The 26,289-nt window shown below is 36.5% G+C and carries 24 protein-coding genes; 5 read left to right on the forward strand and 19 right to left on the reverse strand.

The features are described from left to right. Nucleotides 1-4: 4 nt before the first annotated feature. The 10 genes from B5V89_RS14685 to B5V89_RS14730 all read right to left on the reverse strand — a co-directional run bounded on the left by B5V89_RS14685 (nucleotide 5) and on the right by B5V89_RS14730 (nucleotide 13,338). On the reverse strand, nucleotides 5-1,681 hold the full coding sequence (locus tag B5V89_RS14685; RefSeq protein WP_108072660.1) for a thiamine pyrophosphate-binding protein: 1,677 nt from the start codon (nucleotides 1,679-1,681) through the stop codon (nucleotides 5-7). Continuing rightward, nucleotides 1,665-2,858 carry an LL-diaminopimelate aminotransferase gene (locus B5V89_RS14690; RefSeq protein WP_108072662.1) on the reverse strand — a complete coding sequence of 398 codons (1,194 nt, stop codon included), beginning with the start codon at nucleotides 2,856-2,858 and terminating at the stop codon, nucleotides 1,665-1,667. Before B5V89_RS14690 ends, B5V89_RS14685 begins: the two co-directional genes overlap by 17 nt. Nucleotides 2,859-3,311: 453 nt before the next feature. After that, entirely contained in the window at nucleotides 3,312-4,400 is a 1,089-nt protein-coding gene (locus B5V89_RS14695; RefSeq protein ID WP_066236121.1) for a DUF871 domain-containing protein, read from the reverse strand. A 65-nt stretch (nucleotides 4,401-4,465) separates the two neighbouring features. Beyond that, nucleotides 4,466-4,774, reverse strand: coding sequence for a PTS sugar transporter subunit IIA (locus B5V89_RS14700; protein ID WP_066236120.1), 309 nt, complete (start codon nucleotides 4,772-4,774; stop codon nucleotides 4,466-4,468). A 20-nt stretch (nucleotides 4,775-4,794) separates the two neighbouring features. After that, nucleotides 4,795-6,096 (reverse strand): PTS cellobiose transporter subunit IIC, encoded by a 1,302-nt coding sequence (gene celB, locus B5V89_RS14705; protein WP_107958123.1) that lies wholly within the window; start codon nucleotides 6,094-6,096, stop codon nucleotides 4,795-4,797. Between the two features lie 20 nt (nucleotides 6,097-6,116). Next, the gene (locus B5V89_RS14710; protein ID WP_107958122.1) at nucleotides 6,117-6,425 is read right to left on the reverse strand and encodes a PTS sugar transporter subunit IIB; all 309 of its coding nucleotides are present in this window, start codon (nucleotides 6,423-6,425) and stop codon (nucleotides 6,117-6,119) included. A gap of 324 nt (nucleotides 6,426-6,749) precedes the next feature. Beyond that, the gene (locus B5V89_RS14715; RefSeq protein ID WP_108072664.1) at nucleotides 6,750-9,389 is read right to left on the reverse strand and encodes a sigma-54-dependent transcriptional regulator; all 2,640 of its coding nucleotides are present in this window, start codon (nucleotides 9,387-9,389) and stop codon (nucleotides 6,750-6,752) included. A 161-nt stretch (nucleotides 9,390-9,550) separates the two neighbouring features. Then, nucleotides 9,551-10,879 (reverse strand): polysaccharide biosynthesis protein, encoded by a 1,329-nt coding sequence (locus B5V89_RS14720; protein ID WP_108072665.1) that lies wholly within the window; start codon nucleotides 10,877-10,879, stop codon nucleotides 9,551-9,553. Between the two features lie 144 nt (nucleotides 10,880-11,023). After that, nucleotides 11,024-12,271, reverse strand: a complete 1,248-nt coding sequence (locus tag B5V89_RS14725) for an alkaline phosphatase (protein ID WP_108072666.1) — start codon at nucleotides 12,269-12,271, stop codon at nucleotides 11,024-11,026. A gap of 155 nt (nucleotides 12,272-12,426) precedes the next feature. Next, nucleotides 12,427-13,338, reverse strand: coding sequence for an SDR family oxidoreductase (locus B5V89_RS14730; protein WP_108072668.1), 912 nt, complete (start codon nucleotides 13,336-13,338; stop codon nucleotides 12,427-12,429). A 161-nt stretch (nucleotides 13,339-13,499) separates the two neighbouring features. Here B5V89_RS14730 and B5V89_RS14735 point away from each other — a divergent pair, with 161 nt between their 5' ends. Continuing rightward, on the forward strand, nucleotides 13,500-14,096 hold the full coding sequence (locus B5V89_RS14735; RefSeq protein ID WP_066236109.1) for a biotin transporter BioY: 597 nt from the start codon (nucleotides 13,500-13,502) through the stop codon (nucleotides 14,094-14,096). A 37-nt stretch (nucleotides 14,097-14,133) separates the two neighbouring features. Here the strand turns inward: B5V89_RS14735 and map are convergent, their stop codons facing one another. Beyond that, the gene (map, locus tag B5V89_RS14740; protein ID WP_066236107.1) at nucleotides 14,134-14,877 is read right to left on the reverse strand and encodes a type I methionyl aminopeptidase; all 744 of its coding nucleotides are present in this window, start codon (nucleotides 14,875-14,877) and stop codon (nucleotides 14,134-14,136) included. 250 nt (nucleotides 14,878-15,127) lie between these two features. Here map and B5V89_RS14745 point away from each other — a divergent pair, with 250 nt between their 5' ends. Further along, nucleotides 15,128-15,568 (forward strand): C40 family peptidase, encoded by a 441-nt coding sequence (locus tag B5V89_RS14745; protein ID WP_108072669.1) that lies wholly within the window; start codon nucleotides 15,128-15,130, stop codon nucleotides 15,566-15,568. 91 nt (nucleotides 15,569-15,659) lie between these two features. On the opposite strand, the gene abc-f is transcribed toward B5V89_RS14745, so the two are convergent. From abc-f to B5V89_RS14755, 4 genes are all read right to left on the reverse strand, one after another. Next, nucleotides 15,660-17,513, reverse strand: coding sequence for a ribosomal protection-like ABC-F family protein (gene abc-f / locus B5V89_RS14750; RefSeq protein WP_108072670.1), 1,854 nt, complete (start codon nucleotides 17,511-17,513; stop codon nucleotides 15,660-15,662). A gap of 276 nt (nucleotides 17,514-17,789) precedes the next feature. Then, nucleotides 17,790-17,921, reverse strand: a complete 132-nt coding sequence (locus tag B5V89_RS20625) for an RAxF-45 family protein (protein ID WP_268766498.1) — start codon at nucleotides 17,919-17,921, stop codon at nucleotides 17,790-17,792. Nucleotides 17,922-17,996: 75 nt separating this feature from the next. After that, complete coding sequence (locus B5V89_RS20145) at nucleotides 17,997-18,155, reverse strand: hypothetical protein (RefSeq protein WP_181294681.1); 159 nt, start codon at nucleotides 18,153-18,155, stop codon at nucleotides 17,997-17,999. 33 nt (nucleotides 18,156-18,188) lie between these two features. Then, nucleotides 18,189-18,722 (reverse strand): RNA polymerase sigma factor, encoded by a 534-nt coding sequence (locus B5V89_RS14755; protein ID WP_108072672.1) that lies wholly within the window; start codon nucleotides 18,720-18,722, stop codon nucleotides 18,189-18,191. 411 nt (nucleotides 18,723-19,133) lie between these two features. On the opposite strand from B5V89_RS14755, the gene B5V89_RS14760 reads away from it, so the two are divergent. From B5V89_RS14760 to B5V89_RS14770, 3 genes are all read left to right on the forward strand, one after another. Further along, nucleotides 19,134-19,697, forward strand: coding sequence for a hypothetical protein (locus tag B5V89_RS14760; RefSeq protein WP_108072673.1), 564 nt, complete (start codon nucleotides 19,134-19,136; stop codon nucleotides 19,695-19,697). Between the two features lie 298 nt (nucleotides 19,698-19,995). Beyond that, on the forward strand, nucleotides 19,996-21,552 hold the full coding sequence (locus B5V89_RS14765) for an ABC-F family ATP-binding cassette domain-containing protein (RefSeq protein WP_108072675.1): 1,557 nt from the start codon (nucleotides 19,996-19,998) through the stop codon (nucleotides 21,550-21,552). A 364-nt stretch (nucleotides 21,553-21,916) separates the two neighbouring features. Then, on the forward strand, nucleotides 21,917-23,011 hold the full coding sequence (locus B5V89_RS14770) for a serine hydrolase (RefSeq protein WP_181294682.1): 1,095 nt from the start codon (nucleotides 21,917-21,919) through the stop codon (nucleotides 23,009-23,011). A 171-nt stretch (nucleotides 23,012-23,182) separates the two neighbouring features. Here the strand turns inward: B5V89_RS14770 and B5V89_RS14775 are convergent, their stop codons facing one another. The 4 genes from B5V89_RS14775 to B5V89_RS14790 all read right to left on the reverse strand — a co-directional run bounded on the left by B5V89_RS14775 (nucleotide 23,183) and on the right by B5V89_RS14790 (nucleotide 26,268). Then, entirely contained in the window at nucleotides 23,183-24,127 is a 945-nt protein-coding gene (locus B5V89_RS14775; RefSeq protein WP_108072677.1) for a DUF4097 family beta strand repeat-containing protein, read from the reverse strand. A 1-nt stretch (nucleotide 24,128) separates the two neighbouring features. Next, a complete protein-coding gene (locus tag B5V89_RS14780; protein WP_108072679.1) occupies nucleotides 24,129-24,680 on the reverse strand; it encodes a DUF1700 domain-containing protein in 552 nt (183 codons plus the stop codon). Next, a complete protein-coding gene (locus tag B5V89_RS14785; RefSeq protein ID WP_108072680.1) occupies nucleotides 24,667-24,996 on the reverse strand; it encodes a PadR family transcriptional regulator in 330 nt (109 codons plus the stop codon). Before B5V89_RS14785 ends, B5V89_RS14780 begins: the two co-directional genes overlap by 14 nt. Nucleotides 24,997-25,128: 132 nt before the next feature. Continuing rightward, nucleotides 25,129-26,268, reverse strand: coding sequence for a DEAD/DEAH box helicase (locus B5V89_RS14790; protein WP_108072681.1), 1,140 nt, complete (start codon nucleotides 26,266-26,268; stop codon nucleotides 25,129-25,131). Between the last annotated feature and the right edge of the window lie 21 nt (nucleotides 26,269-26,289).

The raw sequence follows: 26,289 nt of genomic DNA on the forward strand, positions 1-26,289 counted from the left end.
TCCTTTATGAGTTGTTTCGAATTTGCTCGATCGTTTTAGACGTTGAAATTTGTTCTCGATCCATTTCAATTTCAATGACCGTAGGGATTTTGCTCGTCATCGCTTCTTTTAATGCCAGTTCAAACTCATTTCTTGTATCCACTTTTACTCCATTTGCATTCAAGGAATGAGCAAGCCCAATAAAATCGATCTGTCCTAAATCCGTTCCACTAATTTTATTTGGATAGTGCATTTCTTGATGCATACGAATCGTTCCATACATTTGATTGTTAAACACGAGACTAATGACCGGAATTTGGTAACGTGACGCTGTTTCCAACTCTTGAACGGTCATCATCATTCCGCCATCACCGGATAAAGAAACAACGGTTCGATCGGGTTTTGCCAATTTCACACCAATCGCAGCAGGCAGTCCATACCCCATCGCTCCTGATGTTGGACCAACATACGTTTTTTCCTTCTGAAATTGAAAATAAGAATGGAGCCAGCCAGCAAAATTCCCTGCATCATTGGTGATGATTGCGTTATCCGGAAGATGTTTTTGCAGTAATGCTATCACATCAAAATTCGTTAGCTTCCCATTGTGGTGATTAATTGTTAACTTGGATGCCTTTTCATAAGTTTGGCGACGTTTATTTACCCACTGTTGCCAATTTGGTTGGACAGTTACATTCATGCAAGCAAGTAAAGTCTTTCTTGCATCTGCGACAATCCCAATGTCGGGTGGATAAACATTTCCTAGCATATCTGCATCAATATCAATATGAATTAATGTTTGATCTTTGGAGAGTAATGTGTAGTCTTGTGTTGTCACTTCAGAAAGTCTTGTTCCTATCGCGATAATAACGTCGGCTTCCTTCGTTGTTTCGAGAACTCCTTTTGCAGTTCCTAACCCTAGATGACCGACATATAAGGGATGTTTATTTGGAAACACATCATGTCTTCGAAATGCTGCTATAACAGGTAAATGGAATTTTTCAGCAAAATCGATCAGCGCCTGTTCCCCATTTGAATGGATCACCCCTCCACCAGCAATAATAAGTGGATTTTTAGCCCTTTCTAAAATTTCTTCAACTTCCTTAACCTCTTCTCCAGACGGAGATGGCCTTGGAATTTTCACTTTTGGACCAAATGACATTTCACTTTCAACTTTCAACATATCTTCGGGCAATGAAATAACCACCGGTCCGGGGCGACCTGTTTGTGCGATGCGGAAAGCACGCTGGACAAGTTCGGGCACCCGTTCGGCATCTTTAATCTCAACCGTCCATTTTGCTATATGGCCGAAAAACTGGTCTAAATCCACTTCTTGAAACCCTTCACGACCGCGAAATTTACTATGAACTTGACCAAGAAAAACGACCATTGGTGTAGAATCTTGATAGGCAGTATGGACCCCGATTGCTAAATTTGCACCGCCAACACCACGAGTAGCCATGACAACACCTGGTTTTCGTGTTGCTTTTGCATACCCTTCCGCCATAAAGGAGGCACCGCCTTCATGTCTTGCAGAAATTAAATCGATCGTCGGCTCATCATAAATTGCATCCAATACCGGTAAATAGCTCTCTCCAGGTACACAAAAAACCTTCGATACCTCTTCAATTTTCATGCACTCAATAATCGCCTTTGCCCCAGTCATGACTCGTTTCTTCTGTTCTTTTTCAATGATTTGGGACATGTTTTGTCACCTCTAGATTCAGAGATTTTATTCTTTTTACCGCTTCATCTAATCGTTCAGTTGGGACAGATAAAGAAATGCGAAAATATCCTTCACCGGATGGGCCAAAGGCATTTCCCGGTGTAATGATGACGCCCGCTTCTTCCAACACTTTTTCAGCAAATTGCTGCGAGGTGAATCCAGTTGGCACAGGTGCCCAAATGAAAAACGAGCCTTTTGGTTTTTCTACATGAATACCGATATCCTTTAAGGCATCCAACATTTTTTCTAAGCGTTCGTTATACACAGCATTATTCTGTTCAACAGTTTTGTAATCACTGTTTAGCGCTTCTGCAGCTGCTTTTTGAATGGGTAAAAATTGACTTGTGTCACAATTGCTTTTTACCTTTGATAAGGCACGAATAATTTCTCGATTCCCGACGACATAGCCAATTCTCCAGCCTGTCATATTAAAGCTTTTTGATAGGGATCCGAATTCAACGGCAAAATCTTTTGCACCGTCAATTTGTAAAATACTTGGGGCTTTAAATGAATCAAACGTAACTAATCCGTATGCAGAGTCGTGGATGACACCTATTTGGTGTTGTTTTGCGAAGGCAACTGCTTCTTCGAATACATCTAATTCAACAGTTGCGGCTGTAGGATTTCCTGGATAGTTTAAGAACATGAGCTTCGCTTTTTCACAAATCGATTGTGAAAGCTGAGAAAAAATCGGACGATATTGATTCTTTGGATCAAGCGGCAAATCAATACATTCTCCTCCTGCTAAGTACGTAGCAGTTCGATAAACAGGATAACCGGGATCTGGAATCAGAACGGCATCTCCATTGTCAATCATCGCTGGAATGACATGGGCAATCCCTTCCTTCGAACCGATTAAAGTAAGAACTTCGGTATTAGGATCTAATTCCACATCATATTGTTTTTTATAAAAGGCAGCAACTGCCTCTCGGAATTCTTGGCTTCCGGAATAACCGGAGTATTTAAAGTTCTGTGTATCCTGTAATTCCTTAATTAACCGCTCAACAATAAAATTCGGTGTCGGTAAATCAGGTGCGCCAATGCCTAAATCAATGACGTCTACCCCTTTTTCTTGCAACCGTTTCTTTTTTTCGTCAATGACGGAAAATAAATAAGGCGGCAAACCTTGAACCCGTTTGGAAACTAAAGAAGACATCCGATTCCCCTCTTTCCATATTCAATTCCCTGCATTTCATTATATGAAATACAGTTTCATATATTACAAATTTCATTATATGATAGCGTTTTCATTAATTCAATAGTTAATTCTAAATTGTCTAAACATTTTCTTTTGTTTTCTGATAACAAAGCATGCGAAAAAGGAAACCAAAAATTTCAGTGGTTCCCTTTTGAATCGCTATGTGATTGAATTGGTGATTCCGATCCCTTATCGGAGCTTTTCCTCAATTTATGAGACCGCTTTTCCTCTTTCCGGTACCTTAACATATCCTTCTCTCATTCCATGGGACCGCCGCTATTCTTTCCGATACTTTAACAGATCTTTCCCTCATTCCATGGGACCGCTTCTCTTTTTTCCGGTACCTTAACAAATCCTTTTCTCATTCCATGGGACCGCTTTAAGGAAAATGGATGCTATTGAGTTCAAAAACTATCTTTCCGTTCTCTCAACTAACCTAAATTTCTGCCACGGTCTAATTTTATTTAAAAGGAAAGTTTCTTCTTTAACTATATATCCAATCGTATTCGTCTTTCCCTCATTCTCCATTTCTTGTAAGGCGATATGTAATTCACCTTTATATCTCTCGTAGTGATCATTATCAATAGTTACACTTCCACGCTTAATTGATTGTGTATCGTGAGCAGGGATAGATTCCTGTTTATATTGTACGCGGCTTTCTGTTGAGCGAATCACATAGGCAGAAACATCCCCGCGGTTCACATGTATTTTTTCTAAGGCAATTTTCTTTTCTAGTTCTGAAACGTTAGGTACAAAATCCACACTTAGCTCCAATAAATAGCGATTTAATTCGGATAGTTGTTTTAATTCTTCATCTGAAGCAAAGGAATTTCCAATAATTAAATCGTCAATTAATCCTGTATTATATAAATCTTTCGCTTGAACGGTAATTGGCAGATAGCGATGCTCCTCCAATGTCGGAAGTCCTTCTTGCACTGGCCAAGGACCATATTTTGCATGACTTGAAGATATCATTGCAGCTGTACGAATCCCATGTTCTTTATACTGCTTTGAGCATTTGATAAAATGTTCCCGTGATAATCCTGTATATTTGCGAGGATAAAAGTTATGACAGCCAATTAAAGTATGCTTATTCGGTGAATACGATAAAATTTGCTCTAAGTAGTTTGTACCTTGGCTCATATTCAACTCAATTTTCAAGCCATATTCATTTAACGACATGATGCTTTCCTCTAAACCTGAAAATCCAAGGTCGAGTCGTAAACCGGACAAACCGAGCTCTTTAAAATAGCCTAAATCTCGAAATGACAAGTTAAGGTCTTGAAAAACACTCGGACTGACATCGGCAATAATCTCAAACCCTAATTCATTAGCCTTCGCTAATAAAACCTTTAATGTATGTAAATCTTTTTCTTCACTCGCAGACATTAGACACGTAAACATTCGAGTAAATCCATAAGAACTTGCTTTTTCAAGATAATCGATTTGTTCTTTTACAGTGCCATATTGCGGATAAACAGATATACCAAGTTGTCTCAACACTTTTCCCTCCTTTTAAAATAAATAGGGGGAGATGGTCAATATGTCCATCTCAACCTATCAAATTATTTATTCATTGATTCGTATAACTCAACAAACTCTTTTGCAAGGTCTTTAAATGTAATCGCATTCATTAAGTGGTCTTGTGCGTGAACAAGGAATAGGGTGACTTCGGCCTTATTTCCACATGCTTCATTTTGGATTAATGATGTTTGAACGTGATGGGCATGTAATAATTCAGCTTCCGATTTCTCAATAAGTTCATTTGCTGCTGCAATATCTTTTCCCTTTGCAGCTTGAATAGCTTCGACTGCGTCACTTTTTGCATTTCCACTATGTGTAATGATTTTCATGACAATTTCTTCTACGTTCATTATATGTTCTCCTTTGCTGACTATTTCGCTCGTTGAATCGGATCGGCATGTAATTGTTCGTTTTCTTTTTTCAGAAATGCACGCTCAGCCATTTTAATAAATGGAATGTAAATAATGATTGAAATGACCAAATTAATTGCTGCCAAAACTCCGCCTTTCCATGAAGCTGTCGCAACTACTCCACCAATAATAGGCGGTGTCGTCCATGGAAGCAAGACAACAGTTTTAGGGACAATGCCTGTAGCAATCGCCAAATAACTTAGAATGGTTAAGACTAATGGAGTTAAAATAAATGGAATAAACAAAATTGGATTTAATACAATTGGCAATCCAAATACAACTGGTTCATTAATATTGAATAATCCCGGAGCTACGGATAACTTCGACAAATCTTTATATTGCTTATGTTTACGTCCGGAAATTAAGATGGCAATTAACAGTCCAATCGTTGCTCCCGACCCTCCTAAATAAACAAACCCGTCAAAAAATGATTTCGTAACAATGTTCGGTATTTCCGCACCTGCTTTTAATGCAGCAATATTTTCATTAATAGCCGGTAAATAAACCGCTTGCATTAATGGTTCTAAAATATTTGAGCCGTGGAGACCAAAGAACCATAAGAAATGGTTCACAATCGCAATGACAATGGCGGACCATAATGTATTGGCTAATTTTGCAATCGGTGCTTGTAATAAATCATATAATGCTTGATGTAAGTCAGGAATCCCTAATTTAACTGTAATAACTTTAATAAGACCGAAAATCGTCAACGTAATCATTGCTGGTAAAAGAGCAGCAAATGATTTTGAAACAGCTGGTGGCACCCCATCAGGCATCTTAATATTCAATTTAGAATTTCCTAGTAATCTAGTAAATATTTCAGTTGACACTAACGCGACAAAAATTGCAACGAAAAGACCTGTAGCACTTGCCCATGAAAGCGGAAATCCACCATCTTTCGTAGTTGCCATGATTGAGAGCAATGCTGCAATCGAAACAACCCCTGATGAAAGTCCATCTTTATCATAAGATTTTGCCAAGCTGTAGGCAATCGTAAACGCAACAAGCAGTGATACAATCGCAAATGTTCCTTGCCATAATACTCCGCCAAACATCGTCCAATTTTCACCGAAAACAGATTTCATAAAGCTTTGATAAGCATCTATTGGCAATGCGTTAATCAATGTTGCAAATGATCCAAGAATCATTAATGGCATAATCGTCACAAAGCCATCACGAATCGCAACTAAGTGCCTTTGCGCTCCTATCCGACCTGCAAAAGGAACAAAATTTTTTTCTAATACCCCTATTATTTTATTCATTATAATTTCCCCCTTTTTTCCTATCCGTCAAGCGATTGCAACGCTTTACCTAAAACGGCTTCCCCATTCATCGTTCCATAATCCATACTATCGATAACTTGCACCGGGATTCCTTTACCAGCAAGCTGCTTCTCTAGTTTCCCCTTTAAAAATCGTACTTGTGGACCTAATAGTAAAATATCAATCTCTTCAAAATGGTTTCGAGCCTCAGCTTCTGCTACTGCAAAAATTTTAATTTCTTCTCCCCTTTGTTCCGCCGCCTTTTCCATCTTTGTTACTAATAAACTTGTAGACATTCCCGCTGAACAAACTAACATAATTTTTTTCATTTCTTTTCTCCCCTTATCAACTACAATTAATTGTTATTCAGACTATAGAGAGCGCTTTCACCTCCTATAATCTATATATGCAAGAAACGTGCCAACATAGAAAAGCGAAAGCGCCTTGCTCATCGACGTAAAAACTGGAGGGACTTTGACTGAGATAAAGGAAACACGATGAGCCTGAAAGGCGAATCGATGTTGACTTATCGTAGGGAAAAGTCCTGAAGTTTTCTAGTCGATAGGCGCTGGAGCTAGACACGTATTCCTCCCCTAAACAAAAACACAAGTATGTAATTCAATTTACACACTTGCGTTTTCTAATTACACTCATTATTTACGATTCTCCATAAACATTTGACACAAGTAAGCGATTTCAGATTTAGATAAAATAAAATGATATTCCTTTTCAAGACTAGCCATGGTTTCCTTTATCACACTCATTTCACGAGCATACTTTTTTCGAAATTGTTCAAACTCGTGAAACTTTCGTACTGGCTGATTCAATTTCATATTTTCAATTAGAAAGATAAGATGGATAATAATTCCCTTATCTACCCCATCTTCAAGAATAACATTTAATTTTCGTTCAATCTCATGCATAAGATGTCGGATTCTTTGAATTAATTGCTTGATCGATGGAATCGTTTTAATATGTCCTTCAAGGGATTGTGCCATTTTCAAAAAGGGTTCATCATCCTTTATTAACCCTTCAATCTCCACAAAAGAGTTTGTTTGAAAAATATCAATCGCTGAATAAAATGGAATATCATCATATTGAAAGTGAACGGTACCAACAATGGCTAAAATATCGTATTGTTCAGTGATTTGTGCGATTTTTTCCGTAAATGCCTGACGGTTTAAAAATTGTAAAGACAACAGCTCGATATCCCTATTTCCAATAAGGCTCTTTAGCTTCGCTTTTAATTTAAGGGCGACCCCTTCCCCTGTAAAGCAGGCTGTAATAATCGCTTTCTTTAATGATTTTCCACGGGATTTAATTGTGCTAGACTGATAGTCGAACAACTGCAAACAACTTTGGTAAATATCATCTAAACTTCTCCCTAATGATGCTTTGCGAACAGCCTCCATTACGACCGGTGTGCTCGTCATTGAAATCGTCCTCGTTCTCACACCTGTTTCTTCAAAAATTAAATTTCCAAACGAAGAAAGTGACCCCATATCAACAAGAAACAGAATACCTTTTGAATAGTTCATATTTTTCACGGCATTTTTAACACGTTCATACATTTCGCCGACTTCCATTGATAACGGCATATCAAGAGCCTTTCCTTGCTGCACTCCTAGTAGTTCTTGAACAGTTTGCAGCATGCTTGTAGCAGTCGACTTCCCATGCATCATTACAATAATGCCTACGAGTTGCTCTTGATGGTACATATTTTCTTCAACATCTGATGCCAAAAACATCGTAATATAGCCAATTTCATCAAGTGGGATTTCTACATTCAATTCTTGTTCAATCATTTGCGCAATTTCAATCGAAATCTTAAATTCCATCGAATATTTTTTGCGGATTTCATTTAAATTCGGATGGTAAATCGCTGAATTTTGCCGAATCCTGTCAATCGTCCCTTGTAAATGAAGGGCAAAAGCAAATTTCATTTTTTTGCTAAATGTTCGTTTCAATTCTTGTTCCGCAAATTGATAGATCCTTTCTGTCACTCCCCAAATATATTCATTTACTACTTCGTTTACATTACTGACGGGAAGTTGGTCTAAGTATTGATTGAAATATTGATTAATATCTACTAGAATTTCCTTTTGTATTTCTGCTTCACTTCTTCCATCTTGATGCAAATTGTGAAGCTTACGTTCTATAACATCATATAAACTAAAACTATCTTCTCTCTCTACGGTTTCCTCCATATTCTTCCGCTCATGAAACTTGAATATCTCTTGATCACTGCCAATTAGCTTGTTCATTTTTTCCCGAAATTCTTTCGTATCAAGCAGCCCTTTTTGAACGTGGACTGGCAAATCCATTTGTGTAATATGTAGGTATTGTATTTGAAGAGATTTATAGTTAAGGAATGCTTTCGCACATGCTAGTTTCAAATCACGTTGAAGCTGACCAATATTCGCACTCGTATGATAAAGCAATAATGCACTAAGTGCTCTTCGATCAACATACACGGTCTCATTCAGTCGTTTCGATTCTTGTATAAGAAAATATTCGATTAGCTCGTATCTTTCCTCCATCCTTCTATCCTTTAGTGGAGGAAGAGTAATTGTCATCGGAATTCTTCTAGTAAATGTTTCAAGTAAAAATGACTCCGGAATCTCCGTCGTTGCACCGATAATTTGAACAGAAGCTTTTCTTAACGATTCGGTCTCCCCTAATCTGCGAAACTCACCTTTATCAATAAATGTGAACAGCATTTCTTGACCTTCATGTGGAAGACGGTGAATTTCGTCCAGAAATAAAATTCCGTGATCACATTTTTCAAGCAATCCAGGACGATCAATATCCGCTCCTGTAAATGCACCTTTTTTTATTCCAAAAATATGCCCATATAAAAGCTGCGGATTTTGCGAATAATCCGCACAGTTAAATGTAATAAACGGAGCATTTTCCCGGATAACCTTTGAGTCCTTTGCGTATTCATACATACACTCGGCGAATAGTGATTTTCCTGTTCCCGTCTTCCCTAAAATGAGTGTATGCAATCCTCTAGGCGGGTATAAGATAGCCGCCTGTGCCTGTTGAAATGCCACTTTCAAACTTCCATCCGCCCCAATTAAACGTCGAAAGGGATAGTTGTGAAGAATCGAAGGGATTCGATACTTAATTGGTTTTCCGTTACCTTTTTCAATCTTCTTTTCTTTATATAGTTCATTTAAATACCTGCTGACATTTGTTCGATCTAATTGAAATTTTTCAGCAACTTCTTGAGCGGAATAACTTTCTTTTGTTGTTTGCAAAAAATGAAAAATTTCTTCTTTACGGCCCATTTCCTCACCCCTTTAGCCGCTCTAATGATATTATCTTTATTTTAACTTGTATATGAAGGCGTTTCCATCTATAAATATGAACGTCTTTAAGAAAACTCGCCACGTCACTCGGATGGCGAGTTATTAGAATTATTTAATTACTAGATAAACAGTTTTCGATGCTAGTATGAATGCTTTACCGGCTTTCTGAATAATAATGTTACTCCAATTTTTTTACATATCGTTACATAATGCATAAGCATAATGAGTAAGGCACCCGTATTCATGCCAAGAATAATTCCTGTCATATTAAATTGCTGATTCGAACCGAGGATATACATCATCACGAACATTATAACTGTTGACCATAGAAAATGGAGGAGCGTGTCCTTTATCAGACCGATACCAATCAAAATCGCTTGCATCGGAATCGCAAAAAAGTGAAACAAAAAATATGGCCATAGTAATTGTAAATAAAGTGGTGCAATATCAGAATCAAAAAACATATGGGTAAGTGGCTCGGCAAAAATATGAAAAATAATAATTGCAGGTATTCCATAAATACTCGTCATTAGAATGACTTGCTGTAAAAGTTTGCGAAGTTTTTCGAAGTCTTTTTTTGCATACGCTTCAGATACTGTAGGGATGAGAACAGTTGATAACGAGTGAGCAATAAATGCCGGGAAGAAACCGATACTAAATGCCACACCAGTTAATAACCCAAAATGCTCAATTGCCATCGTTCCCGAAAATCCCGCTTTCATTAATGCAGCTTTGATTAAAAAGGGCTGAATCGCATGTGTAATGGAGTGTGAAATTCGCATTCCTGTTGTTGGTAAGGAGACAGACATCAAACTTTTTCTAACCGATTTGCCCGTTAAACGTGCATTGTTTTTATTTTTAAAAAACTTAAATTGGAGAAAAAACGTGTGGATCAAATAAAGAAAAACGATAAACTCACTGCCAACCAATGTGCATAATGCAATGAAAATGGCCTTATCTAATTCAAATTGAAATAATTTATAGATAATCACAAGCAGGCCTAATTGAACGATTCTACGTAAAAAGTTGGCCGTTGCAATTTTCCCCATATGCTGTACTCCCATAAAATATCCCCTAGCAACTGATGAAAAGGATACGAGCGGGATGATCACGATGACCAATGCCCGAATATAGGGATGATAATGATTAAATACAGGGAGAATAGGCAATACCAAAATGGTGGCTATTACTAATACAATGGTAAAAAGGACGGTAAAGCGGATGGCGTGCTGAAGCATACTAAAATGATATTTCTCTTCCTTTTCAGCAATGAATTTTGAAATCGACACGGGTAGTTCCATACTTGCCAACACAACGATAAAGAAAATAACCGGCAAAATGGACATATACAACCCCATTCCAACTTCACCAAGCTCATTTGCTAACACCATATTTATTAAAAATTCAACACATTCACCAATAAAAGCAACAACAACTAACAGAAACGTTCCTTTAAAAAACGTACTCATACGGTCTCTCCTATCCAAAAAAGCTCAGTCTAATAACAAGACATCTACTAAAGGATATGAGACAAGTCTAGATAATATTTTAAAAATTTTAATGGATACAAAAAAGAGCAGGGTTCTGATCCCCTACTCTTACGATAAAGCTGTCTATCTTTTTTTCTTTAACCCCATTGCTTGAACCATCGCATCATAAATATGCGTATTTTCATAAAAACCGATAAATAACTCTGCACCTTTTCCCATTGCAGTAAGTGGTACATCAACTGCTGTATGACCGGAGGTTGTCCAATCGATAACAAACTGATCTTTGGAATTTGCTACTTTGAACGGACCATCTTCTTTTGAAATTCCATCACCAGATTCATCTGAAGAATTCACATCTTCGATTGCCAAACCGCCACATTCATGGTCTGCGACAACAAGCACTAATGTATCCGGATGTTTTTTTGCAAACTGTTTGGCAATTTCCACTGACTTATCTAATTGTTTTCCTGCTTTTAACATTAATTTCGCATTATTTTCATGGGCCATTTCATCAATCCCTTCCTCCTCTACCATTAGGAAGAAACCTTTTTTATTTTTAGACAATGTGTCAATAGCCTTTTTTGTCATTGTTGGTAATGAAACAACCGGATCGTAAATATCCCCTTCACCTTCTGGTCTTTGCTCAAACATTTCTTCATTAGCAAAGAGACCTAACAACTTATTTCCTTTTGCCTTTTTCAGCTCTTTCTCATTCGTTATATAATTGTACCCTAGTTTTTTTGCTTTCTTGACTAAATTTCCTTGTGTACCTTTACTTTGTTCAGTCGGATCCTTCGCTGGCTTGTCCGGATATGTACCCGGATTTCCCGCAGGATACCAATAGTCCTCGCCACCGCCTAATAAAACATCCACTTTACTTTTTTCTAAGTATTGTTTGGCAATGTCGCTTTGAGCAGAACGATTGGTAACATGTGCACCGAAAGCCGCAGGAGTGGCATCAGTAATTTGGCTTGTTGTTACAAGCCCTGTAGATTTTCCCGATTCTTTCGCTAATTCTAGGATTGTTTTCACAGATTTTTTGTTTTTGTCTACACCTATAGCACCGTTATACGTTTTAACACCGGATGCCATAGCTGTGGCAGCTGCGGCTGAATCAGTTACAGTCGTTGTAGAACTTGTATGGACTAGCCCTGCATATGGCATCTTATTCATAGCGAGATCCCCTTTATTTCCGACAGATGCTAGACGGATGGCATCTCGATGGGCTAATCCCATCCCATCACCTACAAAAAGAATGACGTTTTTTGCGGTTTTCTTAGGTGCCTCTTTTGCATTTGCAAAAGAACTCATACTAAGGGTAGTGGCAACTGTTAATGCAAGGGCCGTTTTTAACACTGTGCTTTTTTTCATTTTTAACACTCCTCGAATATGAATTAGCTTACATGTTCATCATAGCGAGGAATCTTTAAGGGAATATGAATCCTATGTAAACAATTGATTAATAGGTATACAGTTTTAAGTTTTTGCAAGGTCGCGAAAAAAGCAACCTTGCCAATCTATTTTGATTACGAACTTACCATCATTCCCCCATTAACATGGATGACTTGACCTGTTACATAACTCGAATCCTCTGATGCTAAATAGACGTAGGCAGGTGCAAGTTCGTACGGCTGTCCCGCCCTTTTCATTGGTACATCGAGACCGAACTTAGACACTTGTTTCGCTGAAAAGCTTGATGGAATTAGTGGCGTCCAAATAGGACCAGGTGCAACTGCATTGACCCTTATTCCTTTTTTAGCAAGATTTTGTGATAATGCTCTTGTGAAGCTAACAATGGCGCCTTTTGTTGCGGAATAATCAATTAATGTTTTGTTACCTTCATAGGCGACTACAGAGGCTGTATTAATAATTGTGCTTTTTTGTTTTAAATATGGAAGAGCCGCTTTTGTTAGATAGAAAAAGCTATAAATATTCGTTTTAAAGGTTCGATCCAACTGTTCGGTTGTGATGTCTAATAGACTTTTTTGCGGGAATTGAACCCCATGGTTATTAACTAATATGTCCAATTTACCAAATGTTTTAATCGTTTGTTCGACTACATGTTTACAGTGATTTTCATCTGTTAAATCACCGACAATTAGAAGGCATCTTCTTCCTAACTTTTCGATCTTCCTTTTCGTACGGTTAGCATCTTCATCTTCATAATGATAGTAATATGGAATAACAATATCTGCTCCCTCTTTTGCAAAAGCAATAGCAGCTGCTGAACCGATGCCACTATCTCCCCCCGTAATAATGGCCACTTTATTTTTTAGTTTTCCTCCTGCTTTATATTTTTTATTATCCACGATCGGTTTCGGATTCATTAATCCTTCGATTCCTGGCTGCTTCGATTGATGTTGTGGCGGAAATGATGTTTTCTGCTTTTTGCTTCGTATATAGAACGGTTCATACGGAAACCGCGAATACGGATTCATCCTTTTCACCTCTTTTTATAGGCATTTACCCGATTATTGTATTCTTCATAAGTGAAAAGGTGAGTCTTCGAATGTGATAAAGGGTGTTTATGTTAACTTAATTTATTTTTAGGTTGACATATAATGTTTAATTCTATTATTCTAAGTTATATGAAAGGGGGATGTGTATGAAATTTCGGGCAATTGATATTTGTTATGTAGGATTGTTTGTCGCTTTTATGATGGTTGGAGCGAATATTACGTCGTTGGTACCTTTTATGGTGATAGGTGGGGTTCCGATTACTTTGCAGACCTTTTTTGCAATTTTATCAGGGGCAATGTTAGGCAGTCGTTTAGGATCAATCTCAATGATCGTATATGCGGTTGTTGGATTGGTTGGGGCACCTGTATTTGCACAGTTTAGTAGCGGCTTTAGAGTGCTTATCAGTCCTACATTCGGTTTTATTCTTTCATTTATTATTTTAAGTTATGTTGTTGGAAAAATAGTAGAAAAAAATCAGCAATTATTTACTTATTTTATCGCTTCAATGATTGGTTTAGTAATAAACTATCTTTTCGGAACAAATTGGATGTATTTCGCGTATAAATTATGGGCGGCTGCCCCGGACGGATTTACATATAAAATGGCATGGTTGTGGATGGCTCCACCATTGCCAAAGGATGTCTTTCTTTCTTTATTTGCCGGGTGGATGGCCCATCGTCTCCATAAAACAATTAAAATCAGCAGCTTTCATACAAAAGCAAACATTGAATCATAGAAAAAAGGGAAACGCTGAGTTTCCCCTTTTTTCCATTTTATAAAGTAATAACAATCGGTTTATCCTTTGTTACAATGACCGTATGTTCCACTTGTGCAACTAGGCTTCCATCAGGTGTTTTATATGTCCAGCCATCGTCCATTTCTACTACTTCTTCTGCTCCAGTTGAGATGAAAGGTTCAAAGGCAATCACCATTCCATCCTTTAATAGGTCATTATCCCAAGGTTCATAGTAGTTCATTATATAATCAGGTTTTTCATGGAGAGCCCTTCCTACTCCATGTCCCGTTAAATTCATGATTACTGAAAAACCATTTCTTTTTGCCTCATTCATAACCGCTTTTCCAATTTGATTTTGCTTCGTCCCTGCTTTAATTTTCTCCAAGCCCTTATCAAAGGCTTTTTGGGCACACTCACATAATGCATCTAATTCGGGGGTTGATTGTCCAACAACAAATGAGATTCCTGTATCTGCATAATAGCCATTCCATGAACCAGATACATCAATATTAACAAGGTCCCCCTCTGCAATGACGCGATCACTCGGAATACCATGTGCCACTTCATCATTTACACTAATACATGTATATCCGGGAAAATTATACTCCCCTTTTGGTCCCGAAATCGCGTCATTTTCTGCAAATAGTTGGCCTGCCCGTTCATCTAATTCCTTTGTTGTCACACCCGGTTTCGTGAGGTTTTTTAATTCATCACGAATTAGAGCAACAATTTTCCCGATTTTCTTCAAGCCCTCTACATCTTTTTCGTTTCTTACTATCATTTTATCTTTCCTTTCAAAATTGACATAGTCCCTTTATATTATATAAAAATTGCGCTTCTAATCCAAAATTACTTTTCTATCGGCCGAATAAACCCTATAATAATCCAAATAATGGATGAAACCTCATGAAAAAGGTCTAATTTTGTAATATTGTTGTAACATTTGTTTAAACCAACTGTAAAAAAAATTTCGACAAGTTTCTGTTATATTTAAATTACTAGAAAACTTTGACTATGAGGTGGCCCTTTTAATGAAACGTATCGCATCCCTATTAGCAGCAATGATTATCGGAATTACACTTTTTCTACCAGTTCAATCTAGTGCAGCCTTTTCTGCAAAAAATGTAATAAAAGAAGCGAAAAAACATATAGGAACACCATATAAATGGGGCGGCGTTACACCAAAAGGGTTCGACTGTTCAGGATTTGTCTACTATTCTTTTAAAAAGAACGGGAAGAAACTACCACATTCATCTTCGGCTATGTACAAAAAGGGATCAAAAGTTAAGAAGTCTAAATTAAAACCCGGTGATTTAATATTTTTCAAAACAAATGGGCGCAGCATTTCCCATGTAGCGATTTATATTGGTAAGAACAAAGTCATCCATTCGGTGTCAAAAGGAGTTAAAATTGACAACCTTAAATCATATTATTGGAAAACAAGATATGTTGGAGCAAAGAGATTAAAATAAAAATTTGTAATAAACTGCATATCAATTGATATGCAGTTTATTTTTTTCTTCTCTTTATAAAGACGTCTGTCTACCATGTAAAGTTTCAATTTCAATCGATTATTTGGGCTAACTTTTCATATATCTCCTCCCTCATACTTTCGAGACTCCTTTGTTTAGCAGTTAATTCCTGAAGATGATCCAACTTTATCGTTGACTTTATTTGTGTTGTAATCCCTTCAAGTTGTGATTCAATTGTTTCTATTTTTCCTTCTAGCTCTTCCACTGAAACGTTCTCTTCCTTTTTCTTTGATACATTTTCAGCTTTTACTGGAAGCACTCTTTTTTGTCGCAATTCACTCATTTTCTCCTTCGCCCAGCTATAATCACCATTAAACAAATGAACAGCTCCATCTTCTATCCAATATATTTTTTTAAAGAGGCGATTAAGGAAATAACGGTCATGGGTTACGGCTAAAATCGTTCCGTTAAATTCATCGAGGGCTTCCTCCAATACTTCTCTCGAATCAATATCTAAATGGTTCGTCGGCTCATCAAGAATGAGGAAGTTGATATCTTGATACATAAGCTGTGCCAATCGTAATCTCATCCTTTCACCACCACTTAATTGATTTACCTTTCGAAAAACAGAATGACCGTAAAAAAGAAATTTAGCTAAAATATGCCTTGCCTCACCTTCAGTTACACTTATCTCATTTCGAAACGTATCAATAACAGAAGTATCAGTTGTTTGACTAAAGGCTTGCTGTGATAAGTAGCCAATTTTTAAATTACTGCCAAGAGCAACCTCTCCCGTATCGGGTGAAATTTGTCCGAGCATTATTTTCAATAAAGTTGATTTTCCTGTTCCGTTTTCACCTATAATGGCAACTCGATCAAGGTATTGGATATGCATATTTACGTGTTGAAATAGGGGTTTATCGGAAAAAGATTTTGAAACTTCAACTAGTTTTACAACATCTTTCCCACTTCGATGGACCGCTTCAAAATCAACATTTATTTTTTTTCTTTCGAGAATGGGACGATTGATTTTTTCCATCCGCTCTAATGCTCGTTCCATATTGCGGGCTCGTTTATGCAATCCTTCATTTGGCGGATTTGCTCGATTGGCCCACTCCCTTAACCGTTTGATTGCCTCCATCATTTTTTTAATTTTTTTCTGTTGTTCTTGATAAGCATGGAATTCCTGTAATAACCGTTCTTCTTTTTCTTTGACAAATCCCGAGAAATTCGTTTTGTAAAGGTGAACTTCCCCATCTTCTAAGTCAACAATTCTATTTACAATTTCATCTAAAAAATATCGATCATGGGATATGACAACGACGGTGCCTGGATAGTCTTTTAAATAGTCTCCCAGCCACTCAATTGCTTGTAAATCCAGATGGTTCGTCGGCTCATCAAGCAGAAGTAAATTAGGATTTTTCAATAATATTTTTCCAAGTCCCACTTTTGTCTTTTCTCCTCCACTTAAATCGGAAAACTTTTGCGGGAGTAATGATGTGATTTGTAATCCATTTGCAACTCGCTCCAAGTTCACCTCCATTTCGTAGCCGCCTTCTCGAATAAATTGGTCTTGGAGATCCCCATATTTCTGTATGTCAGCGTCCCTGCTTTCTTGCGCCATTTTTTCTTCAAGGCTTTTCATTTTCATTTCTATTTCTACTAATGATTGAAAACTTGTTTTTAATACTTCTTTAACTGTTTGGTCATGTTGACTCTCGGGTATTTGTGATAAGTAGCCAATTTCATATCCTTTTTTCCAATGAATTTGCCCTTCATCTGCTGTTTCGATGGCTGATAAAAGTTTCATCAATGTTGTTTTTCCACAGCCATTGCGGCCGACTAATCCGACTCGATCTTTTTCCTTGATTTCGAAACTTATATCTTCAAAAATGACATTTCCGCCATAGGATTTACTAATTTTATTTACACTGCAAATAATCATTTATCATCATCCTTTTTGTTAGTTGTTTTTGTGGATCAACCGTGACTGTTCCTTTCCGCTGCTGCAGGCACTTGCTTTCCGCTCCAATCCACTCAGCGTTTTTAATTTTGATGAAAGCAACAATCTTTTATTTAGTAAAGTTCATAAAATAAAAAGCCACAGGAAAGAGATCCCGTGGCTAATAAGTTATAAATTAATTTGGTTAAAAAAATAGAGAGAGCTAGAGCCCTCTCCTAAACCGAACCGAATTTAAGTTATAGTGGGTATAGAGATTTCTCACCGTTTTTTCCATATGAAGTTGCTAAAAATGGGCAGACTGATCCCGTTAGCAGCTTGAACATGAAAAATCGCACGGCAAATATACATAAAATCTAATAATTGCCCGCGAACAAAAACGGTGTTACTCATCTCTTCCCCACCTCCTTAATCAATAGTTACCCTTATTTTAAAAGTTTTCAAAATTATTTGCAAGCCCTTTTCATATTAAAAATAGTCCCAAAGATGCTTCACTAAACGAAGTAAAATCCGAAATGGCCAGAATAATAGTTCAGGTATCCAAAATAAAAGATCCAAAATGAAATCCCAAAAGGTATATCGTTCATTCTTTTGTTTCCTAATCGATTTTCTGCTTTGCTTTTTCATTTAACAACTCCTACGATTATTGCCTTTAACAATTTAATAAATTCCAACAACTTTTCTGCGTAAACGTTCTTTTCCTCTTTTTAAATGGGTTTTTACCGTTGATAAAGGCAACGCTGTTTTTGTCGAAATATCTTTCATACTATAATCATGAAAGTAATATAACATTAAAGATTGCTGATATTTATTTGGAAGTTCGTCAATTTTTTTCATTAGCTCTTCCTGTAAACTTTTTTCCATTACCGTTTTTTCAGTTTCATCCTGCATGACGATTTGTTCAATAGACTCTTGTTTCCCCTCTATTAACCGTTGTTGCACATTTTGTTTTTTCCATTCATCTTTACATTTATTTGATGCGATTTTGAATAACCAGTTTTTAAATGAAGATCGATACTCGAAGGAATCATAGCTGATAAAAGCAGATAATAATGTTTCCTGATAGATATCCTCCGCTACCTCCCATTTTTTCATCATCGAATATATATAATTAAGTAATGCTTTACCATGTGTTTTTATGAATAATTCTATTTCTGCAGCTTTCTGTTGTTCTTTCGTCATCTTTATTTCCATTGTACAATACTCTCCCTAAATATTTTCTAATCTTTTCCTCATTATAAAGATCCTTTTTTAAAATAGAAGAAACAGTTTCTTAATTTTTACTTAAGATTGTCTTTAAAAAGATTTAAAAAAGAGTGTTCAATTAAAAACGAACGAATATTAACAATAATGTAACTATCTTTTCAGTAATTATGTTACTCTTTTTTAAATGCCATTCAAAAATGAAATACTACGGAAAATCATACATCTTAACCGACAAAATAAACTCCGTCTTAAGTCTTAAAGCCAATTACAACTGTGGTTCGTATGTCAATTGTTCAAGATTAGATAAGATACAAACAAAGGGGAAAAAAATGAACTTTATTCAAAATAAAACACACGCTTCCCTTCCTAAATTATTATTTCCTTTGGGAGGACAATCCTGTGAATCAACGTAAAATCTATTTACTGCTTACCGATACGGGTACAATGTTTACCCGAATGATTAAACTTTTTACTCAAGAGCCTTTAAATCACGCTTCATTAGCTTTAGATGATCAACTCTTTGAGGTATATAGCTTTGGCAGGAAAAAAATACGGAATCCTTTCATCGGGGGTTTTGTAAAAGAAAATATCCGATCAGAACTATTTAAACAAGCCAATTGTGCGATCTATTGCTGTACCGTAACAGATGAACAATATAAAAAAATGCGCAGAAAAATACGGAAAATGGAAATGAATAAACAAAAGTATAAATACAATCTTATCGGTCTAATCGGCGTTCTATTTAAAATAGAAATCGAACGAAAAAATGCTTATTTTTGCTCCCAATTTGTTGCATCTGTTTTAACTGAAACCGGTGTCGTTATGATGAACAAACCAATTGCCTTTGTAAAGCCACATGACCTAAAAGAATTCCCGACATTTGAATTAGTCTATGAAGGAAAACTTGATTTTTATTTTTCTCCAGAAGAGATTACTTCTCCATTAATGATGAAATCTGTATAGTAATAAAAATGGTGTTTGCTACTTTTTTTGTGCCTAACACCATTTTTTTCTATCGTTTTAATAAAAATAGTTCTTTCAATTTGATTGGGTAGTTCGATATAATTTTTATATGTGTGAAAATTACTAAAGACTGTTTTCAAACAATTGTTGTTATTTTGTACTAGATGCATAATCCTAACTACGGGGCATATTTTCTTAAAAGTGACCCTTTTTTAATGTATGATATTAATTTTTTAGGATTCTTAATTCAAATTCAACAAAGTTAAGAAAATAGCCTAACTGAAAAAGGTGTATATAGATGAGTATTTTATCAGTGAAAAACCTTAGTCATGGTTTCGGTGACCGTGCAATTTTTAATGATGTATCCTTCCGACTGTTAAAAGGAGAACATATTGGACTAATCGGTGCCAATGGAGAAGGTAAATCAACATTTATGAATATTATTACCGGCCAACTGCAACCCGATGAAGGGAAAGTAGAATGGGCAAAGAAAGTACGTGTCGGCTATCTTGATCAGCATGCTGTGCTAAGAAAAGGAATGAGCATGCGTGACGCATTAAAAGGTGCCTTTCAATATTTATTTGATCTTGAAGCTGAAATGAATGGTCTTTATGAAAAAATGGGTGAGGCAACTCCCGAAGAGCTTGAAAAAATGCTCGAAGATGTCGGTACCATTCAAGATATTTTGACCAATAATGATTTTTACATCATTGATGCGAAAGTAGAAGAAATTGCTCGTGGACTTGGTCTTGATGATGTTGGTCTAGATCGTGATGTCCAAGATCTAAGTGGCGGGCAACGAACAAAAGTATTGCTTGCAAAACTACTATTAGAAAAACCGGATATTTTACTACTGGACGAGCCGACTAACTATTTAGACGAGCAACATATCGAATGGTTAAAACGTTATTTACAAGACTATGAAAATGCGTTTATCCTAATTTCTCATGATATTCCATTTTTAAATAGTGTCATCAATTTGATCTATCATATGGAGAATCAAGAATTAAATCGCTATGTTGGCGACTATAATGATTTCCTGAAAGTATATGAAATGAAAAAGCAGCAACTAGAATCTGCCTATAAAAAACAACAGCAAGAAATCTCTGAATTAAAGGATTTTGTTGCACGAAACAAAGCAAGAGTTTCGACACGTAATATGGCAATGTCACGTCAGAAAAAGCTAGATAAGATGGATGTTATCGAACTAGCACAGGAGCGGCCAAAACCGGAGTTCCGTTTTAAAGAGGGACGTACGTCTGGAAAGGTTATTTTTGAAACGAGCGATTTAGTGATCGGATATGATGAGCCCCTTTCCAAGCCATTAAACTTGCGTATGGAACGCGGCCAGAAGATTGCGTTGGTCGGCGCAAATGGTATCGGAAAAACGACGTTATTAAAAAGTATTTTAGGTGAAATTAATCCTTTATCGGGTTCAGTTCAACGCGGTGATTATTTGCTTACGGGGTATTTTGAACAAGAGGTCAAGCAATCCAATTATAATACATGTATTGAAGAAGTATGGCAGGAATTCCCTTCATTTACACAATACGAAGTGCGTGCCGCCCTTGCAAAATGCGGTTTGACGACGAAACATATCGAAAGCAAAGTTGAAGTACTTAGTGGCGGAGAAAAAGCGAAAGTACGCTTATGTAAACTAATTAATAATGAAACAAATATATTGGTCCTTGATGAGCCTACCAACCATCTTGACGTTGATGCAAAAGACGAGCTAAAACGCGCCCTGCAAGCCTATAAAGGCAGCGTCCTCATCATCTGCCACGAACCGGAATTTTATGAAGATGTAGCAACAGAAGTTTGGAATTGCGAAAACTGGACGACAAAGGTGTTTTGATCTTGTAAACAGCGCAAAAGCGGTTTTGATGGACAGTGCGGAAAAAATGTAAATAAGTTTGAAATCGCTCCTCCTTGGCGAAAATTAAGTTAAATATTTTTTGCAAAGGGGGATTTTTCAACTTCTCCATAGGTTTCTATTCTGTTTTCGACACTGAAAGCTACTGCCTTTTTCATGCGGAATTGGATTGGTATGAAACTATACTCTTTTTCAATTCCTATGATAGCCATTGAGTAACTAATATATATAGATCAAGAGTATCAAAATTTCTTTCAAAAGATTTATAGGATATACAAAAAAGTCATTTTATATAGTAAAGTAAAGGTTAATGTATTTAGTGCAAGATATTAACAAAGGAGTTAAAATGAAAATACTATTCATTATCCTATTCGTTTCGGTGTTATTCGTAATTGTTGTTTCAATATGCTTTTTTTATTTTGCAAGGAGAGTGGATTCCAAAAAGGGTGTGGATGATCTCTTAAATTTCATCTCTAATCATCCTCATATGTGTTCAGTTTCACTCATTCACAATAAAAATAAAGTCCTTTGTTTTAATGAAAATAAAATCATTCCATTGGCAAGTACGGTAAAGGTAATTTATGCTGTTGCTTTTGTGAAGGCAATTAAAGAAAATTTCCTTTTTTTACATGAGAAGATAGAACGAAGGGAAATAGATAAATTTTATTTTGAAAATACAGATGGAAATGCGCACAAAAGATGGATTACCTCTGAGAATATAGGTGATGTGGTAACATTATTACAGGTAGCTCAAGGAATGATGCAGTATAGTTCTAATGCCTGTACGGATTACCTTTTCTCCAGGCTGGGAGCGGACAGAATTCAGGATATTGTGAATGAGTATCAACTAAATGTACATTCAGATATATATGCCATTAACTCCGCCATGTTAATTCCAAGTTATTTAAAGGTCAACGAACATATGGATAAACGGCAAATAAAAAAACATCTATCACAAATGGAATCTAAAGAATTTCATAAACTTGCAAACAAAATTTTTCATAATATTGTAAATAATGATGGTAGTATCAATACCTATTTGAAGGAACTGCCTACACATTTTGATGGGCATATTCAAAAAGAATTAACGAAAAAGTTGCCTTCATCAACAACTAATGAGTATGCCAATTTAATGAATCAATTAGGGAATTCAAATAAATTAACAAGGGAAGAGAAACAATTACTAGATAAGATTATGGGATTTTCGAAGTCTAATGAAGAGAGACTTTGGTTTAAAGGAGGATCTACCCCTTTTGTCCTTACTTCAGCCCTTTATAAAAACGCTAATGCCGAGTCATTTTCTTTAGCCGTTTTTATAGAAGATTATAGTCGACTGGAAATCCTTTGGATACAAAAAATCTTCAAAAAATTTTTAACTGCATTATTAGAAGATCCTAGCTTTAGGAAAAAAGCTATAGAAATGCTGACAAACACTGATTAGGAACATAGGAAACTCGGTAAGAAAGGCCGGTTCCTTTGCCCCATATTAAGCAAGGAACCGCCTTTGAACCATTTGGGACTCTTTTAATTTGATAACCTCTCAATTTCTCACATTAATTTTCGTTTCAAAACAACAAGAAGAAAATGTACTTCTTTCCTCACGTAAAGAGCCTTACTGTAAATCAAAATCCCCAGAACCAGTTCTTACTTTAAGCTTAGTTGTTCCTGACCCTATCTTCCCAATAATTCGATGCTCCGATTTGTCAGTGTAATTTGCCCCGGATACACTAACATCACCCTCACCAGAGCCTCCTTCAAAGTCAATGGCAAACGGAATGCTTTTATCCTTCGTGTCGACTGTTACCGAGCCACTTGTTGTTTCCAAGTTCATATTTCCAACATGTTCGTTCGGTATAATTTCAATATCCCCTGAGGGTGCACTTGCAATAATTGTTCCAGAAATATCATCAACGTAAACTTCTCCGGATGTCGCTGCAAATTCTGATTCCTTCGCTACTAAGTGCTTAATCTCTATATCTCCACTTGTTGACTTCACAACTACTTTATCTGCTTCATTATTTATGGCTGTGACTTCTCCGCTCGTAGCTTCAAGAGAAAGATCATTTTTTACCCGGCCGCCTTCTACTAAAACATCACCTGAGCTTGCTTGGAAAGAGGCGTTTTCAGCTTGAAAATCATTTACAACTAATTCCCCGGAAGAAGTTTTCACATCTAAAGCATGATACATCTTATCTGGGACTTTAACATATAATTTTGCACGGCTGTAAAAGGTAATACCGAAATGAATTTTTTGCTTCACTTTTACATTTAGCGTATGATTATCCTCATTAACTTCAAGCTTATACTCTCCTTTTTTTCTTACACTTTCTTTGCCTGCTAGTCTAATTTGAATATCCTTATCACTTGTTTTTTCCACAATAACATCTACCGGACCGGAATTAATATTCAGATTATCAATTCCACTACTAGAAATGGATTTTTTCTTTTCCCATTCCGTTAACTTAAAAATTGGTCCTTTTGAAAAATACAAAGTTGCAGCTGTACCAATGATTCCTATAATTAAAAGGATTAACGCTCCTCCGACCATTTTTCTCATCTTATTTTCCCCCTTTAATCACCTTCACATTGAATTTAATATAGCGAAGGATGATTGCGTAGAACCATTTTCCAACATTAATCATTGCAATACTCATTAGCAATCCTAGTCCACAGCAAATGAGCGAAAGAAAGAACTGTAGCATAAATTGTTCAAACCCAGAAAAAATAGCTGCGCATACGACGAGCAATGGTGTTATGGTTAACACAAATGCAGTCACACATAATCCTATATAAACGCCAATTAAACCGATCACAGGTCCAAGTAGAAAGACTAAATTAAAGAAGCTTAAACTAATCGTTGCCACCATTGCACGCGTAATATTTGACACTGATTTATTCGTTTCCGCTGTACTAATTCGGTAATCAGCAATGATATCTTTTGCAATCATTTGTGGGTCACCGAGTTCTGATACAACCTCTTCTTCTGTCTTCCCATTTTCCATCCCAATCGTAAAATGCTCTTCGAAATCATAAAGCATTTCTTTACGATCCTGTTCTGGAACTTTTGATAATGATTTTTCTAATCGTTTTAGAAATTCATTTCTTCCCATTGTTCATCCCCTCCGTTATAAATTGATTCACTGCCTCCGAAAATTGCCGCCATTCGCTAATTAACGTAAACATATAGTCAAGACCTTTAGTTGTAATGGAATAGTATTTTCTTGGTGGACCTTCATTGGATTCTAGAAGATAAGTAGTTAAGAGGTCATCCTTCGTTAATCGTCTAAGCAATGGGTAAAGCGTTCCCTCCGCCACTTCGATTTTACTGGATATATTTTGTGCAAGTTCATAACCGTATTGGTCCTTTTTTGAGATTAAAATTAGCACACACAACTCTAAAACACCCTTTTTAAATTGTACATTCAAGGTCGCCACCTCCTATAAGTTAATATTAGCTACTGTATATTATTCACTAGTGGATAACTACATAATAAACTACACTACTGATTATTGCAAGATAGTGATTAAAAAAATTAGACAGTTTTACTGCCTAATTTTTTATTTTCTTTCATCAACAATGTTACCCGCATATAAATATTTTTGTTTCACAGGTACATGAAGTTCACGACAATATTGTTTTAATGTTCTTTCTTCCCTCGGTGTTACGATGGATATGACGGTACCCGAATTAGCTCCAAGTCGTCCCGTTCTTCCCGAACGATGCGTATATTGTGAAACATTTTCCGGTAAATCGAAATGAATCACAAACGGAAGATTGGCAATATCTAGGCCTCTTGCAGCTACCTCTGTCGTTAATAATAAGGAATCCTTCCCGCTTTGCAATTGAGAAATCGCTTTTGCTCTTGCTTCTTTTTTCAAGTCACTATGTAACTCACCAACAGCATGTCCTTTATACTTCATTTTCTCTGCAAGAACCGAAAGTTTACCTATATCATTTAAAAAGACAAGGGCCTGCATCGATTCGATTCGGCTCAATTTACTCAATACCTCGATTTTTTCCCTATCTTCACAAACAATATAGATATGTTCAACTTTACCTTCATTTTCGGACCTAGTAACCTGAATAATTTCTGCTTGTTTCATCAGCTTTTGCGCGGTAAGAATGGTGTGTTCCTGAAGCGTTGCTGAGAATAAAAGAAGTTGGCGATCACTTAAAGATGATTTAATAATTCCTTTAATTGTTGGCATATACTCGTGAGTTAGTAGTTGATCTCCCTCATCAAGCACTATCGTCTTTACCTCGTGCATTTTCACCTTTTTTTGCTTAATTAATTCAAAAGCCCTTCCTGGTGTTCCAACAATAATTTGTGGTCGTTTTTTTAACTTTTCCAATTGACGTTTTACATTCGCTCCGCCAATAAAAGAAGCTGCCTGAATAGCACTGCCTTTCGACCATGTTTGGATTTCCTGAAGGATTTGCATCACCAATTCCCTTGAAGGGGCTATGATCACTTGTTGGATGTTTTTATTTTCTTCATTGATTCTTTGAAGGAGAGGGAGGACATATGCTAACGTTTTTCCTGTTCCTGTCGGTGAACCGGCAATAATATCTTTTCCTTGCACTATAAGTTCCGCTGTCTTTTCTTGAATTGAAGTCGGTTGTTCAAATCCGGCTGCTTCCCACGCCTCTTGAAGATGGGGTTTTAATGTTGATAAAAACGGCCAATTACTTGTCATATTTTTCTCCTTAAACGTATT

It is taken from the genome of Heyndrickxia sporothermodurans, from assembly GCF_003055045.1.
GTDB classification, from domain to species: domain Bacteria; phylum Bacillota; class Bacilli; order Bacillales; family Bacillaceae_C; genus Heyndrickxia; species Heyndrickxia sporothermodurans.